The organism is Streptomyces violascens, assembly GCF_014649955.1.
Taxonomy (GTDB): Bacteria; Actinomycetota; Actinomycetes; order Streptomycetales; family Streptomycetaceae; genus Streptomyces; species Streptomyces violascens.
Genome location: NZ_BMUA01000007.1, coordinates 21,170 through 35,730, shown reverse-complemented (window position 1 = coordinate 35,730; position 14,561 = coordinate 21,170). Strand labels below are relative to the sequence as shown.

14 protein-coding genes are annotated in these 14,561 nt (G+C 71.8%); 6 read left to right on the top strand and 8 right to left on the bottom strand.

Going from position 1 to position 14,561, the window contains the following annotated elements; genetic code table 11:
- Positions 1 to 174 precede the first annotated feature (174 nt).
- Positions 175 to 933: a SigE family RNA polymerase sigma factor gene (locus IE206_RS16480; protein ID WP_189962927.1), complete on the top strand. Its 759-nt coding sequence runs from the start codon at positions 175 to 177 to the stop codon at positions 931 to 933.
- 126 nt (positions 934 to 1,059) lie between these two features.
- Here the strand turns inward: IE206_RS16480 and IE206_RS16475 are convergent, their stop codons facing one another.
- Positions 1,060 to 1,755: a uridine kinase gene (locus IE206_RS16475; protein ID WP_189962926.1), complete on the bottom strand. Its 696-nt coding sequence runs from the start codon at positions 1,753 to 1,755 to the stop codon at positions 1,060 to 1,062.
- A gap of 66 nt (positions 1,756 to 1,821) precedes the next feature.
- Between IE206_RS16475 and IE206_RS16470 the strand changes: the two genes are divergently transcribed.
- Positions 1,822 to 2,235, top strand: coding sequence for a hypothetical protein (locus IE206_RS16470; protein ID WP_189962925.1), 414 nt, complete (start codon positions 1,822 to 1,824; stop codon positions 2,233 to 2,235).
- Positions 2,236 to 2,314: 79 nt separating this feature from the next.
- On the opposite strand, the gene IE206_RS16465 is transcribed toward IE206_RS16470, so the two are convergent.
- Genes IE206_RS16465 through deoC form a run of 3 tightly spaced genes read right to left on the bottom strand, consistent with a single transcriptional unit; the run spans position 2,315 to position 5,631 of the window.
- On the bottom strand, positions 2,315 to 3,226 hold the full coding sequence (locus IE206_RS16465) for an aldehyde dehydrogenase family protein (RefSeq protein ID WP_189962924.1): 912 nt from the start codon (positions 3,224 to 3,226) through the stop codon (positions 2,315 to 2,317).
- Positions 3,219 to 4,664 (bottom strand): aldehyde dehydrogenase family protein, encoded by a 1,446-nt coding sequence (locus tag IE206_RS16460; protein WP_189963123.1) that lies wholly within the window; start codon positions 4,662 to 4,664, stop codon positions 3,219 to 3,221. The genes IE206_RS16465 and IE206_RS16460 overlap by 8 nt, the downstream gene beginning before the upstream one ends.
- Positions 4,665 to 4,674: 10 nt before the next feature.
- On the bottom strand, positions 4,675 to 5,631 hold the full coding sequence (deoC, locus tag IE206_RS16455; RefSeq protein WP_189963122.1) for a deoxyribose-phosphate aldolase: 957 nt from the start codon (positions 5,629 to 5,631) through the stop codon (positions 4,675 to 4,677).
- A gap of 246 nt (positions 5,632 to 5,877) precedes the next feature.
- Here deoC and IE206_RS16450 point away from each other — a divergent pair, with 246 nt between their 5' ends.
- From IE206_RS16450 to IE206_RS16440, 3 genes are all read left to right on the top strand, one after another.
- Complete coding sequence (locus IE206_RS16450; RefSeq protein WP_189962923.1) at positions 5,878 to 6,966, top strand: hypothetical protein; 1,089 nt, start codon at positions 5,878 to 5,880, stop codon at positions 6,964 to 6,966.
- 62 nt (positions 6,967 to 7,028) lie between these two features.
- Positions 7,029 to 7,643 (top strand): class F sortase, encoded by a 615-nt coding sequence (locus tag IE206_RS16445; protein WP_226598875.1) that lies wholly within the window; start codon positions 7,029 to 7,031, stop codon positions 7,641 to 7,643.
- Between the two features lie 37 nt (positions 7,644 to 7,680).
- A complete protein-coding gene (locus IE206_RS16440; protein WP_189962921.1) occupies positions 7,681 to 8,316 on the top strand; it encodes a PH domain-containing protein in 636 nt (211 codons plus the stop codon).
- Positions 8,317 to 8,322: 6 nt separating this feature from the next.
- Here IE206_RS16440 and IE206_RS16435 read toward each other — a convergent pair whose 3' ends face one another.
- From IE206_RS16435 to IE206_RS16420, 4 genes are all read right to left on the bottom strand, one after another.
- Entirely contained in the window at positions 8,323 to 9,546 is a 1,224-nt protein-coding gene (locus IE206_RS16435) for a putative hexosyltransferase (protein ID WP_189962920.1), read from the bottom strand.
- Between the two features lie 166 nt (positions 9,547 to 9,712).
- On the bottom strand, positions 9,713 to 11,347 hold the full coding sequence (locus IE206_RS16430; RefSeq protein ID WP_189962919.1) for a phospho-sugar mutase: 1,635 nt from the start codon (positions 11,345 to 11,347) through the stop codon (positions 9,713 to 9,715).
- Between the two features lie 26 nt (positions 11,348 to 11,373).
- Positions 11,374 to 12,195, bottom strand: a complete 822-nt coding sequence (locus IE206_RS16425) for a purine-nucleoside phosphorylase (RefSeq protein ID WP_053728284.1) — start codon at positions 12,193 to 12,195, stop codon at positions 11,374 to 11,376.
- 255 nt (positions 12,196 to 12,450) lie between these two features.
- Positions 12,451 to 12,888 carry a gamma-glutamylcyclotransferase family protein gene (locus IE206_RS16420; protein ID WP_100575073.1) on the bottom strand — a complete coding sequence of 146 codons (438 nt, stop codon included), beginning with the start codon at positions 12,886 to 12,888 and terminating at the stop codon, positions 12,451 to 12,453.
- A gap of 224 nt (positions 12,889 to 13,112) precedes the next feature.
- Here IE206_RS16420 and IE206_RS16415 point away from each other — a divergent pair, with 224 nt between their 5' ends.
- The gene (locus IE206_RS16415) at positions 13,113 to 14,552 is read left to right on the top strand and encodes an NAD(P)H-quinone dehydrogenase (RefSeq protein WP_189962918.1); all 1,440 of its coding nucleotides are present in this window, start codon (positions 13,113 to 13,115) and stop codon (positions 14,550 to 14,552) included.
- Positions 14,553 to 14,561: the final 9 nt, after the last annotated feature.

Below are 14,561 nucleotides of genomic sequence, written 5' to 3'. Positions count from 1 at the left end.
CATGGGGGAGAGGAGCACGACCCCCGTCCGGCCCCCGGCCCGCCACAACGCGTTCACAGGTCGCTGTGACAGGCCTGTGACACTCGGCAGACAGCTCGATGAAGTGGCCCGGGCAAGCTCTTCCTCGTAACCAAGCACGCCGAAGAAAAAGACTCCACCGACGGGGGGCGCGAGATGAACGCACTGCACAGCACCAACTCCAGCGCAGTTGTGACGCGTCTCCACGACGTCGTACGGAGCACCGAGAAGTCCGGCGCCGTGAGCGGGCGGGGGTGCGCTCGCGGCGCCGGGCGTCAGCACTCGTCGTACATGACGGTGATTGACAGCCCCGCGGTTGCGGCCGCGGGGAACAAGCCGCAGGGGAGCGGGGAGGCGGCGTACCGGGAGGTCACGGGGGAGCGGAAGAGCCTGTCGGAGGCGGAGTTCACCGCCTACGTACAGGAACGCCGCGCCTCCCTGTACGCAACCGCCTACCACCTGACGGGCGACCGCTACGAGGCGGAGGACCTGCTGCAGAGCGCGCTGTTCTCCACCTACCGCGCCTGGGACCGCATCAGCGACAAGGCGGCGGTCGGCGGCTATCTGCGCCGCACGATGACCAATCTGCACATCAGCGCCTGGCGGCGGCGCAAGCTCAACGAGTACCCGACCGAGGAGCTGCCGGAGACGGCCGGCGACACGGACGCGATGCGCGGCACGGAACTGCGCGCGGTGCTCTGGCAGGCGCTGGCCCGCCTGCCCGAACTGCAGCGCACGATGCTGGTCCTGCGCTACTACGAGGGTCGTACGGATCCGGAGATCGCGGACATCCTCGACATCAGTGTCGGCACGGTGAAGTCCAGCATCTGGCGCTCGCTGCGCCGGCTGCGCGAGGACGAGGTCCTCAGCTTCGGCCGTGACGAGGAGGAGTCCTTCGGCGAGCTGGTGGCCTGAAGGTCTGGGGGAGGGACGCGGGTGGTCCGCGGGGGACACGGGGGCCACTCACGGGGGTAACGGGGTAACGGGGGAAGCGGCGGGGCCAATCGGCCCCGCCGCTTCATTTTGTTCGCGCGCGTTCGGCTATGCCACGGCCGCCGTGCGGCACCGGCCGGCCGCCGCGCCCGCGATGCGGCCGAGGGCTTCCTCCTTGCCGCAGGGGTGGGCGCCCAGCGCGGTCTGGCGGGCGACGATCGCGCGCTCTGCGCGCATCAGACGCCAGCCGCGGCGCAGCAGGAACGCCACCGACTTGCGGCCCTCCTTCAGGTCGCGAAGCAGCCTGCGGCGGAAGGTCGTGGAGGGCCGCCCGCGCAGGCAGATCGCGTCCGCGAGCACCCCGAGCTCCTGGCAGCGGGTCACGATGTCGGCGGCGAAGATGCCCTCCGCGATGAACAGCGGAGTGCGGTCGATGCCGAGTGCGGTGGTGCCGGTGATGGAACTCGTCGCGATCGAGTAGACCGGCACGGCGGTGCGCCCCGTACGGCACAGTTCGGTGATGGCGCGGACCGCGGCGTCCGCGTCCCAGGACAGCGGGGAGTCCCAGTCGATGTCCGCACTGCCCGCCACCAGCGGCAGGGTCGGGTCGTCACCTTCTTTGTAGAAGTCGTCGAGGCGCAGCACGGGCAGGTCCGTGCGGGCGGCGAGGGACGACTTGCCGGAGCCGGAGGGCCCCGACAGCAGGACGACGCGCGTCGGAATGGCAGATGAACTCACGGGACACCAGTGTGGGCCATGCACCCGGGAGTGGTACCCCTCGGGGAGGCCGTTGGTATCGAGCATCACATCTCAACTACGCTTCGTGCCCGCGCGATTACGCACCTTCCGTACGAGAGTGAGTGGGATCCCATGGGACATCACGAGGCCGCAAAGGCCGCCAGGACCCTGCGCCACCGCGCCCTGCTGCGGGCCGGGCTCACCGTCACCGCGGCCGGCGCGGCCCTGGCCGGCGCGGGTTCGGCGGCGCAGGCGGCGCCCGTGGCCGAGGCTCCCGCGACGGGGCAGAGCGCGATGGCCAACGACCTCGCGGCGGGCGCGCAGGGCGCGGCCGGGGCGGTCGGCTACGCGATCGCTCCCGCGAAGTCGCTGCGGCTCGACCCGCTGGCCAACACCGGGGTCGACCCGCTGAACAACGGCGTGGGCACCCAGGTCGCGGACTTCCAGCCCGTCTCGACGGAGATGGCGACGAGCCCGGTGACGAGTGGCGGAGCCCTCAAGGACCTCCCCGTCGCCGGCCAGGCCGCGGGGTTGCTGCCCGGCTGAGCCCGCGCGTCCGTATCCGGCGCGAGAGATGCCCGAGGCCCCCGCCGGTCCAACTGGCGGGGGCCTCGGGCAAGTCGGCTCAGTACGCGGAGCCGGACGCGCCCAGCGAACCCGTCGGGTGCCAGACCGTCTTGGTCTCCAGGAACGCGGTCAGGCGGTCGGTGCCCGGGTCCGCGGAGAAGTCCACGGCCTTGGGGCGCACGACGCGCTTGAGGTTGTCCGCCGCCGCGATCTCCAGGTCGCGCGCGAGGTCGGAACCCGCGCCCGTCAGGTCGATCGCGTTGACGTCCTGGTGCGCGGCCAGCGGCGCCGCGATCTCGGCCGTCTTGCCGGACAGGACGTTGACCACGCCGCCCGGCAGGTCGGAGGTGGCGAGCACCTCACCGAGCGAGAGCGCCGGAAGCGGTGCCTTCTCGGAGGCGATCACGATGACGGTGTTGCCGGTCGCGATGACAGGGGCGATGACCGAGACCAGGCCCAGGAACGACGACTCCTGGGGCGCGAGGACCGTGACGACGCCGGTCGGCTCGGGGGTGGAGAGGTTGAAGAACGGGCCCGCGACCGGGTTCGCCCCGCCCACGACCTGGCCGATCTTGTCCGTCCAGCCCGCGTACCAGACCCAGCGGTCGATGGCCGCGTCCACGACGGCGGCGGCCTTCGACTTCGACAGGCCCTCGGCCTCGGCGACCTCCCGCACGAACTGGTCCTTGCGGCCCTCCAGCATCTCGGCGATGCGGTAGAGGATCTGGCCCCGGTTGTACGCGGTCGCGCCGGCCCAGCCGCCGAACGCCTTGCGGGCCGCGACGACCGCGTCCCGCGCGTCCTTGCGGGAGGAGAGGGGCGCGTTGGCCAGCCACTTGCCCTTGCTGTCGACCACTTCGTACACCCGGCCGCTCTCGGAACGCGGGAACTTCCCGCCCACGTACAGCTTGTAGGTCTTGAAGACGCCGAGACGCGTCGGCTCGGACTTCTCAGACGACTTCTCAGACATCGAGGTAACCCTCCAGACCGTGCCGGCCGCCCTCGCGGCCGAAGCCCGACTCCTTGTAGCCGCCGAACGGCGAGGTCGGGTCGAACTTGTTGAACGTGTTGGCCCAGACGACACCGGCGCGGAGCTTGTTCGCGACCGCGAGGATGCGCGAGCCCTTCTCCGTCCAGATGCCGGCGGAGAGGCCGTACTGGCTGTTGTTGGCCTTGGCGACGGCCTCGTCCGGCGTGCGGAAGCTCAGCACGGACAGGACCGGGCCGAAGATCTCGTCGCGGGCGATGGTGTGCGCCTGGGTGACGTTGGTGAACAGCGTCGGGGCGAACCAGTAACCCGCCGAGGGCAGGTCGCACGGCGCGGTCCAGCGCTCGGCGCCCTCCGCCTCGCCCGTCTCGGTGAGCGCGGTGATGCGCGCCAGCTGCTCGGCCGAGTTGATGGCGCCGATGTCGGTGTTCTTGTCCAGCGGGTCGCCCAGGCGCAGCGTGGACAGGCGGCGCTTGAGCGAGTCGAGCAGCTCGTCCTGGATCGACTCCTGGACCAGGAGGCGCGAGCCCGCGCAGCAGACCTGGCCCTGGTTGAAGAAGATGCCGGAGACGATGCCCTCGACGGCCTGGTCGATGGGGGCGTCGTCGAAGACGATGTTGGCGCCCTTGCCGCCCAGCTCCAGGGTGACCTTCTTGGAGGTGCCGGCCACCGAGCGGGCGATCGCCTTGCCGACGGCGGTCGAGCCGGTGAAGGCGACCTTGTTCACGTCCGGGTGCTCGACGAGGGCCGCGCCCGCGTCGCCGTACCCGGTGAGGATGTTGACGACGCCCTTGGGCAGGCCCGCCTGGCGGCAGATGTCCGCGAAGAACAGAGCCGACAGGGGAGTGGTCTCGGCCGGCTTCAGGACGACCGTGTTGCCCGTGGCCAGCGCCGGGGCGATCTTCCACGCCAGCATCAGGAGCGGGAAGTTCCACGGGATGACCTGGCCCGCGACGCCCAGCGGGCGCGGGTTCGCTCCGTACCCGGCGTGGTCGAGCTTGTCGGCCCAGCCCGCGTAGTAGAAGAAGTGCGCGGCGACCAGCGGGAGGTCCGCGTCGCGGGTCTCCTTGATCGGCTTTCCGTTGTCCAGGGTCTCCAGGACGGCCAGCTCGCGGCTGCGCTCCTGGATGATCCGGGCGATGCGGAACAGGTACTTGGCGCGCTCGGAGCCGGGCAGCGCCGACCACTTCCCGAACGCCTTGCGGGCGGCCTTCACTGCCCGGTCCACGTCCTCGGCGCCCGCCTGGGCGACCTCGGACAGGACCTCCTCGGTGGACGGCGAGACGGTCTTGAAGACCTTGCCGTCGGCGGCCTCGGTGAACTCGCCGTCGATGAACAGGCCGTAGGAGGGGGCGATGTCGACGACCGAGCGCGACTCGGGCGCCGGCGCGTAGTCAAAAACAGATGTCTGTGTCTTCATGTCCATGGTCTCAGTCCACCGTCACGTAGTCGGGGCCGGAGTAGCGGCCGGTCGCCAGCTTCTGACGCTGCATCAGCAGGTCGTTGAGCAGCGAGGAGGCGCCGAAGCGGAACCAGTGGTTGTCCAGCCAGTCCCCGCCCACGGTCTCGTTGACCAGGACCAGGAACTTCACCGCGTCCTTGGTGGAGCGGATGCCGCCGGCCGGCTTCACGCCGACCTGGATCCCGGTCTGGGCGCGGAAGTCGCGTACGGCTTCGAGCAGCACCAGAGTGTTGGGCGGCGTGGCGTTCACGGCCACCTTGCCCGTCGACGTCTTGATGAAGTCGGCGCCGCCCATCATGCCGAGCCAGCTGGCGCGGCGGATGTTGTCGTACGTCGACAGTTCACCGGTCTCGAAGATGACCTTGAGGCGGGCCTTGTCGCCGCACTCGGCGCGGACGGCCGCGATCTCCTCGTACACCTTGAGGTAGTGACCGGCCAGGAACGCGCCCCGGTCGATCACCATGTCGATCTCGTCGGCGCCGGCCGCGACCGCGTCCCGTACGTCCGCGAGCTTGACCGGCAGCGCCGCGCGGCCCGCCGGGAAGGCGGTGGCGACGGACGCGACCTTGACGTCCGAGCCCTTCAGCACCTCCTTGGCGGTCGCCACCATGTCCGGATAGACGCAGACGGCGGCGGTGTGCGGGGTGGTGCGGTCGGTCGGATCGGGGTGGACGGCCTTGGCGGCGAGCGCCCGGACCTTGCCCGGGGTGTCCGCGCCTTCCAGCGTCGTCAGGTCGATCATCGAAATGGCCAGGTCGATGGCGTACGCCTTGGCCGAGGTCTTGATCGAACGGGTGCCGAGGGACGCGGCGCGAGCTTCCAGGCCCACCGGGTCGATGCCGGGGAGCCCGTGGAGGAAGCGGCGCAGCGCGCCGTCGGACGCGGTCGCGTCGGCGAAGGCAGCTGCAGGTGCATTGGTGGGCATGGTCACCAGATGAGCATATCTACGCGCGTAGCTGCCTGTACAGCCCCCGGGGCTCAGGTGAGCGGGGGTGAGCTCTGTCACGCGCCTGTGACATGGAGCGGACGCTTCTCGCACAGGTGCTGCATAGATTTTCTTTCGCAGCCCCGCCCAGCCTCAACGGCCCCACCCGGCAGAGGAGGCGGCATGCAACCTCTCCTTCTCCTTCCTTCTCCGGCCGCTCGGCCGCCCTGCTTCATGGAGTCGTTCATGTCGACCTACGCCCGCACCTCGCTCCGCGCCGCGATCGCCACCGCCGCCCTCGCCGGAGCCTTCCTCACCCCGGCCGCCGCCTTCGCGGCCACGTCGGCCCCGGCCCCCGCGGCCTCCGGCACGTGCCACGTCACCAAGGACGTCGCCTCGGTCCAGCCGTACATGTTCGTCACGCTCACCAACGACCTGGCGAACGGCCCGAAGGCGGAGCTGCGCAATGACCAGGGGAAGGTCGTCGCGAGCGTCGACCGCGCCCACCCCACCGACCTCAGCGACGGCATCAAGCTCGAAGAGGCCAAGGGCGGCAAGGCGGTCTTCTTCCAGCGCAGCCAGGGCGGTGACGCCCCCTGGACGTCGCAGAACTTCCCGGCGCTGCCCAAGACCTGCACCGACCCCGGTGACGCCACGTACAAGCTGGTCAACGGCGAGACCCTTGCGGTGCACCGGTTCGCGACGAACCACTACCGTGCCGAGTTCCTCACCAACGGCAAGGTCGTCAAGATCATGGAGACCGAGGGCGAGGACGTCGACGCGTTCGTGCACGGCATGCACGTGACCCTCAACTCCTCGACGGGCAAGGTGAATTCGGAGTACATCAACGGCCGCTCCGGCTGCACCGTGACCGAGGTCGTGCCCAGCGTCTTCCACGCCGGGATGTCGGTGAAGCTCACCAACGGCCCCGAGGGCGCGAAGGCGTCCCTGCGCGACAGCGGTCTCAAGGTGTTCGCCACCGTGGACCGCGCCCACCCCGTCAGCGGCCAGGGCATCCGCGTGGACGGCGCGAACACCGCCGCCCCCAAGCTCGGCCAGCGCACCCAGGGCGGCGACACCCCGTACGCCTACACCGACTTCCCCAAGCTCCCGGCCGGTTGCGCGAGCGGCACCGCGGCCAAGACCCCGGTCAACGCGCCCACGCAGAACGGCGGCCAGACCACCGTCGTGCCCAAGGGGGCCGTCGCGGCCGGCGCCGACATCAAGCAGGGCGGTGGTGACGACACCGCGCTGATCGCGGGCGGCGCGGGCCTCGCCGTGGTCGCAGCGGGCGGGTACGTGGTGCTGCGTCGCCGCAACGCCGCCCGTATCTGACCACCCCGGGCGGGCCGCCCCACCGGCGGCCCGCCCTCCCCATGGCCCTCCCGGAGCGCCCCATGTCCCGCACCCGTGCGACCCGTTCGGCCGCCGCAGCCCTGTTCGTCCTCGCCTTCGGAGTCTCGGCCGCGGGCTGCGGCTCCGGCCCCGCCGAGCCCACCCCGCCCCCGACCGTCTCCGCCGCCTCCAGCGCCCCCGCCGCCCCCGGGGCAGCCACCGCGCTGCCCGCCTCCAAGCCGGTGCGGGTGAGGATCCCGGCGGCCGGGGTCGACGCCGGCCCCGTCCTCGACCTCGGGCTCGCCGCCGACGGCACCGTCGAGGTGCCCTCCGTCGCCGACGCCGACAAGATCGGCTGGTACGACAAGGGGGTCACCCCGGGCCAGACCGGGCCCGCCGTACTCATCGGGCACTTCGACACCGTCAAGGGCCCGGCCGTCCTGAAGAACGTCTCCAAGGTCAAGGTCGGCGACCTCGTCTCGGTGGCCCGCGCCGACGGGAAGACCGCCGAGTTCAAGGTCCGCGCGCTGGAACAGGTCGACAAGTCGGCCTTCCCGACCCAGAAGGTGTACGGCAACACCGACCGCCCCGAGCTGCGCGTCATCACCTGCGGCGGCGAGCTGACCGGCGGGCACCGCCCCGACAACATCATCCTGTACGCGGATCTGGTGGCCTGAGCGAACCGGGGCCCTGGCTCTGAGGCAGAATCGGGCCATGACGAGCCCCACGCCGCCCGCCGAGCCGGCCTACGCCGACCGGACCTACCGCTCACCCGCCGGTATCGCCGGCGGCGCGCTGCTGCTTGCGATCGGTATCTGGCTCGGCGTCGACGCCGTGGTCCAGGGCCACGGCAACGCCCCCTGGCTGGCGCTCGCCGTGCTGCTCTGCGCGGTGCCGTTGATCGTCGCCTTCAGCTTCCGCCCCGCCGTGTTCGCGGGCGCCGACCGGCTCCTGGTGCGCAACCCGTTCCGTACGATCACGCTGCCCTGGGCGTCCGTGGCGGACGTACGGGCCGGGTACTCCAGCGAGGTCTTCGACCAGGCGGGCGGCAAGTACCAGCTGTGGGCGATCCCCGTCTCGCTGCGCCAGCGCAAGCGGGCGGCCCGCCGCCAGGTGCGGGACGCGACGGTCGACGGGCAGATCGGCGTCCCGGTCACGGCCGACGTCAGCGTTGCCAAGACGCGCATGGCGCCCGCCGACCAGTCCATCCGGGACCTGCGCGACCTCGCCGAACAGGGCGCCCTGCGCGAGAGCGCACAGGGCGAGGTCGTTGTCCGCTGGGCGTACGAGGTGATCGCGCCGGCGGTCGCCGGTGCGGTGCTGTTCGTCGTCCTGCTCGCCATCGGCTGACCCCGCTCACGGCGGGCCCGGCCACACCAGGAGCATGTACGCGCCCAGCCACGCCGACGACAGGGTGGCCGCGCCGAGCACCAGGACGGTGACCGTGCGGCGGGCCCGCGCCAGCGCCAGCGCGACCGGCAGCAGCAGCGGAAAGCCGGGGACCAGGAACCGGGCCCGCGGGAAGTAGACGCCGCCGCTGCCGAGGACGACCACGAGCAGCGCGCCCGTGAAGACCAGCAGGGCCGGCGGCTGGCGGTCGGCGAGCGAGAGCAGGTACAGCGCGCCGGACAGGATCAGGATCAGCGTGACCAGGACCAGGAACAGCGGCGGCCGGTTCGCGTACACGAGGAGGGACCGCATGTCGCGCAGGGTGCCGATGCCGCCGTCCCACTCGTTGTCCCAGACCTTCTGCACCGCGAAATAGCCGTCCCAGCGGCCGAGCCGCAGCCCCACCCAGGCCACGTAGCCGCACCAGCCGGTCGGCGCGAGCAGTCCGCCGAGCACCAGGCGCCGGTCGAGCCTGCGGGCGCGTACGAGGGCCACGAGGGCGGTCAGTGAGACGGCGGCCGCGATCGCGATGCCGGTGGGGCGGGTCAGGCCCGCCAGCGCCGCCAGTGAGCCCGCCCAGACCCAGCGCCGGGCCAGCACGCAGTACAGCGCCCACGCCGTGAGCGCGGTGAACAGGGACTCGGTGTAGCCCATCCACTGGACCACGCCGACCGGCAGCGCCGCCCACAGGACCGTGAGCAGGGAGCCCGTGCGGCGGCCGTGCAGGCGGTCGCCGACCGCGAACACCCCGCACGCGGCGACCAGCGAGAACCCGATCGCGAGCAGCAGACCGACGCTGGCCCGCGAGCCCGGCGTGACGGCCGCGACCGCCTTCACCAGGCACGGGTACAGCGGGAAGAAGGCCAGGTTGTTCAGCTGCTCGGCGTGCAGCGCGTGGACGTAGCCGTGGTCGGCGATGCCGAGGTACCAGTTGGAGTCCCAGGACGTGGCGAGCGTCGGCCAGATCCCGTGGTGGCGCACGTGCGCCCACTTCGCGAGGACGAGCATCCCGAAGAGGCGGACCGCGAGATAGCCGAGCAGCGCGGGCCCGGCGTACCCGAGGGCGGTCCGTGCCCGTTCCCCGGCCGGCGGCCGGCCGCCCGTGCCGCGCCGGGCCGGGTGCCGGCGTGCGGCGGGGACGGGACGGCGACGGACCGTGGTCGACGCCGGTGGCGGTGCGGTCGGTGACACGGCGACGGCTCCTTGGCTCGGGCACGGCGAGAGGTACGGGCCACCCTTTCTCGCAAGTCCCCGCCGGATGCCGCACCGCTGCGTCAACCGCCGTGTGAAATCACCCGAAAGCGGGAGTGGGGCGGTGGTCGATCGACCACCGCCCCACTCCGTCGCGTGCCGTCCGTCAGATGCCGGCGGCCGCCGCGAGGTCCTTCTTGATGCCGGCGAGCAGCTCGGCGCCCTTGGCGCGGGCCGAGTCAAGATCGTCGGCGGAGCCGACCGGGACCACGACCTCCAGGTAGCACTTGAGCTTCGGCTCGGTGCCGCTCGGGCGGACGATCACCCGGGCGCCCTCCAGGTAGTAGCGCAGACCGTCGGTGGGCGGCAGGGCCTCGGTCCCCTCGGTGAGGTCCTCGGCCTTGGTGACCGCCAGGCCCGCGAGCGCGGTCGGCGGCTGCTCGCGCAGGCGCGCCATCGCGTCCGAGATCACGGTGAGGTCCTCGACGCGCACCGACAGCTGGTCGGTGGCGTGCAGGCCGTGCGCAAGCGCCAGGTCGTCCAGGAGGTCCAGGACCGTGCGGCCCTGCTCCTTCAGGACGGAGGCGAGCTCGGCGACCAGCAGCGCGGCCGTGATGCCGTCCTTGTCGCGCACGCCCTCGGGGTCGACGCAGTAGCCGAGCGCCTCCTCGTAGCCGTAGCGCAGACCGTCCACGCGGGCGATCCACTTGAACCCGGTGAGCGTCTCCTCGTAGCCGAGCCCCGCGGCCTCGGCGATGCGGCCGAGCAGCGAGGACGACACGATCGACTCGGCGAACACACCCGAGACGCCCTTGGTGACCAGGTGGGCGGCGAGCAGCGCGCCGACCTCGTCGCCGCGCAGCATCCGCCACTCGCCGTCCCGGTCCTTGACCGCGGCCGCGCAGCGGTCGGCGTCCGGGTCGTTGGCGATCACGATGTCGGGGTCGGCGCGGCGGGCCGTGGCGAACGCCAGGTCCATCGCGCCCGGCTCCTCCGGGTTCGGGAAGGCCACGGTCGGGAACGCCGGGTCGGGCTCGGCCTGTTCGGCCACCAGCACCGGCTCGGGGAACCCGGCCCGCGCGAACGCGGCGAGCAGCACGTCCTTGCCGACGCCGTGCATCGCCGTGTAGACGACGTTCGCGGTGCGCGGCGACCCGGGGGTCAACACCGCGTCCGTACGCGCCAGATAGGCGTCCAGGACCTCGTCCCCGAGCACCTCCCAGCCGCTCTCGGGGCGCGGTACGTCGTTCAGCGAGACGACCGCGTCGATCTCGGCGGCGATCTCCGCGTCGGCGGGCGGCACGATCTGCGAGCCGTCACCGAGGTAGACCTTGTAGCCGTTGTCCCGCGGCGGGTTGTGACTGGCCGTCACCTCGACACCGGCCACGGCGCCCAAGTGCCTTATGGCGTAGGCGAGTACGGGCGTCGGCAGCGGCCGGGGCAGGACGGTCGCCCTGAGCCCGGCGCCCACCATGACGGCCGCCGTGTCCCGCGCGAAGTCCGCGGACTTGTAGCGGGCGTCGTACCCGATGACGACGAGCCCGTCGCCCTGGCCCTTCGCCTTCAGGTACGCGGCGAGCCCGGCGGCGGCCCGGATGACGACCGAACGGTTCATCCGCATCGGCCCGGCGCCCAGCTCGCCGCGCAGCCCGGCGGTGCCGAACTGCAGCGTGCCGCTGAACCGCGCGGCCAATTCCTCGGCGTCCGCGCTCTCGATGAGCTTCGCGAGCTCCTCGCGCGTCTCGCTGTCGGGGTCCTCGGCCAGCCAGGCCTGGGCCCGCGCGATCAGGTCCTGCGTCACGTTGTCAGCCTTTCGCGAAAAGGGGATCAGATGCGGTCGAGTACCCGGGTGAGCAGCTCGCCCATGCGCGCCGCGGAGTCGCGGCCCGCCTGGAGCACCTCTTCGTGGTTGAGCGGCTCACCGGTGAGACCGGCGGCGAGGTTGGTGACGAGCGAGATCCCGAGGACCTCCGCGCCGGCCTCGCGGGCGGCGATGGCTTCGAGCACGGTCGACATGCCGACCAGGTCGCCGCCCAGCACGCGGACCATGTTGATCTCGGCCGGGGTCTCGTAGTGCGGGCCGGGGAACTGGACGTAGACGCCCTCTTCCAGCGTCTCGTCGACCTCCTTGCACAGCGCGCGCAGACGCGGCGAGTACAGGTCGGTGAGGTCCACGAAGTTGGCGCCGATGATCGGCGAGGTGGCCGTCAGGTTGAGGTGGTCGCTGATCAGGACCGGCTGGCCCGGGCGCATGCCCTCGCGCAGACCGCCGCAGCCGTTGGTCAGCACGACGGTCTTGCAGCCGGCGGCGACGGCGGTGCGCACACCGTGCGAGACGGCGGCGACGCCGCGGCCCTCGTAGAAGTGCGTACGGCCGAGGAAGACCAGCGCGCGCTTGTCACCGATCTTGTACGAGCGGATCTTGCCGCCGTGTCCCTCGACGGCCGGCGGCGGGAAGCCCGGCAGCTCGGTCACGGGGAACTCGGCCTCGGGGGCGCCGAGGGCGTCGACGGCCGGCGCCCAGCCGGAGCCCATCACCAGGGCGACGTCGTGGGTCTCGGCGCCGGTGAGCTCGCGCAGACGCGCGGCGGCGGCGTCGGCGGCGGCGTGGGGGTCCTGGAGCAGGTCCGGGGTGGCAGATGCGTTCACTGAGTCTCTCGCCTCGCGAAGGAACGTCGTCCCGCCCGGTGACTGTCCGGCCGGGTCCGGGGGATTTCCCCCGGTAAAGAAGAATTACGCGCACGAGCGTAACCGCTGAAGTCCTACGCGCGTAGATGTGCAGGATAACGGACCTGTCCGATCCCTTTGTGGCTTCGCACGAAAGCGGCAGCGGCCATCGCGCCGCAAAGGCGCGAAGCCCGGCCCTGACCTTGGTCTTCAAGGGGGCCGGGCTCCGGGCCGGACTCAGCAGGGCCGCTTGCGGAGTTCCATCACATAGTCGTGCGGCGCGCCCGCGGACTCGGCCGCGTCGGCGAGCTCGCCCAGGTACCGAGCCGAGGGCAGACCGCCCTCGTACCCGTTCAGGACGTACAGCCAGGCCGCTTCCTCGCCGTCCAGCGTGTGCACCCGTACCCGCATCCGGCGGTAGATGTCGAGCCCGACCCCCTCCCACCGGTCCATCGACTCCTCGTCGAGCGGCGCGATGTCGTACAGGGCGACGAAGACCTGCGAGCGGGGTGCCTCGACGATCGTCGCGAGGGCGCCCTCCCAGCCCATCTGCTCCCCGCCGAACGTCAGGCGCCAGCCGTTGAGCCAGCCGGTGCCGCGCAACGGTGAGTGCGGGGCGCGGCGGGTCATCAGCCGCGGATCCAGGTTGCCGGCGTACGCGGCGTAGAGCGACATGGTGTCGAGGGTACGACAGTGGCCCGTGGGGGTACTTCGTGCGGCCCGCCCGCATCCGGGCCGCGGCGGATCCCGCCACGGCGGCCGAATGGCGCCCCCGGGGCGAGGACACTTGAAGCGTGCGGGACAATGAGGTACGTACTGCGTTCCCCCGGGGCCCCGCCCCGGACCCCCGGCCGGGCGGGCAGGCAGGCCGGGATCGACACTACGAGGCGGACTTTTTCGTGACGCGGATCGTGATCATCGGTGGCGGACCGGGCGGATACGAGGCGGCCCTGGTGGGCGCCCAGCTCGGTGCGGAGGTGACCGTCGTGGACTGCGACGGTCTGGGCGGGGCGTCGGTGCTGACCGACTGCGTGCCGTCGAAGACCCTGATCGCGACGGCCGAGGTGATGACCACCTTCGACTCTTCGTACGAGGAGTTGGGCATCCTCGTCGCCGACGACACGCCCCCCGAGGAGCAGTCCGCCCGGGTCGTCGGCGTGGACCTCGGCAAGGTCAACCGGCGCGTCAAGCGCCTCGCGCTCGCCCAGTCCCACGACATCACCGCCTCGGTGACCCGGGCCGGCGCCCGCGTCATGCGCGGCCGCGGCCGGCTCGCGGGCCCCCAGGGCATCGACGGCACGCGCGACGTGATCGTCACGGCCGCCGACGGCACCGAGGAGATGCTCACCGCCGAGGCCGTCCTGATCGCCACCGGCGGCAGCCCGCGCGAGCTGCCCGACGCCCAGCCCGACGGCGAGCGGATCCTCAACTGGACGCAGGTGTACGACCTGGACGAGCTCCCCGAGGAGCTCATCGTGGTCGGTTCCGGCGTCACCGGCGCCGAGTTCGCGGGCGCCTACCAGGCGCTCGGCTCCAAGGTCACCCTCGTCTCCTCCCGCGACCGGGTGCTGCCGGGCGAGGACCCGGACGCGGCCGCCGTCCTGGAGGACGTGTTCCGCCGCCGCGGCATGAACGTCATGGCCCGCTCGCGCGCCGAGTCCGCCAAGCGCGTCGGCGACCGCGTCGAGGTCACCCTCTCCGACGGCCGGGTCATCAGCGGCACCCACTGCCTGATGGCCGTCGGCGCGATCCCCAACACCGCGAACATGGGTCTGGAGGAGTCGGGCGTACGCCTCAAGGAGTCCGGCCACATCTGGACCGACAAGGTCTCGCGCACCTCCGCCCCCGGCGTGTACGCGGCCGGCGACGTGACCGGCATCTTCGCGCTCGCCTCGGTCGCCGCGATGCAGGGCCGCATCGCGATGTACCACTTCCTGGGCGACGCGGTGGCCCCGCTCAACCTGAAGACGGTCTCCTCCAACGTCTTCACCGACCCGGAGATCGCCACCGTCGGCTACACGCAGGCCGACGTCGACGCGGGCAAGATCGAGGCCCGCGTCGTCAAACTGCCGCTCCTTCGCAACCCGCGCGCCAAGATGCAGGGCATCCGGGACGGCTTCGTCAAGATCTTCTGCCGGCCGGGCACCGGCATCATCGTGGGCGGTTGTGTCGTCGCACCGCGCGCGAGTGAACTGATCCATCCGATCTCGATCGCGGTCGACAACAATCTGACGGTCGAGCAGATCGCGAATGCGTTCACTGTGTACCCGTCGCTGTCGGGCTCGATCGCCGAGGTGGCCCGTCAGCTGCACACCCGGAAGAAGGCCGGAGAGGCGTAACTTCCCTGG

Bases quoted from the DNA above. Each gene is read 5' to 3' on its own strand.
- IE206_RS16450 (WP_189962923.1), top strand. From the start codon at position 5,878: ATGTCGACCTACGCCCGCACCTCGCTCCGCGCCGCGATCGCCACCGCC.
- IE206_RS16445 (WP_226598875.1), top strand. From the start codon at position 7,029: ATGTCCCGCACCCGTGCGACCCGTTCGGCCGCCGCAGCCCTGTTCGTC.
- deoC (WP_189963122.1), bottom strand. From the start codon at position 5,631: ATGCCCACCAATGCACCTGCAGCTGCCTTCGCCGACGCGACCGCGTCC.
- IE206_RS16420 (WP_100575073.1), bottom strand. From the start codon at position 12,888: ATGTCGCTCTACGCCGCGTACGCCGGCAACCTGGATCCGCGGCTGATG.
- IE206_RS16470 (WP_189962925.1), top strand. From the start codon at position 1,822: ATGGGACATCACGAGGCCGCAAAGGCCGCCAGGACCCTGCGCCACCGC.
- IE206_RS16480 (WP_189962927.1), top strand. From the start codon at position 175: ATGAACGCACTGCACAGCACCAACTCCAGCGCAGTTGTGACGCGTCTC.
- IE206_RS16460 (WP_189963123.1), bottom strand. From the start codon at position 4,664: ATGAAGACACAGACATCTGTTTTTGACTACGCGCCGGCGCCCGAGTCG.
- IE206_RS16465 (WP_189962924.1), bottom strand. From the start codon at position 3,226: ATGTCTGAGAAGTCGTCTGAGAAGTCCGAGCCGACGCGTCTCGGCGTC.
- IE206_RS16440 (WP_189962921.1), top strand. From the start codon at position 7,681: ATGACGAGCCCCACGCCGCCCGCCGAGCCGGCCTACGCCGACCGGACC.
- IE206_RS16475 (WP_189962926.1), bottom strand. From the start codon at position 1,755: ATGCTCGATACCAACGGCCTCCCCGAGGGGTACCACTCCCGGGTGCAT.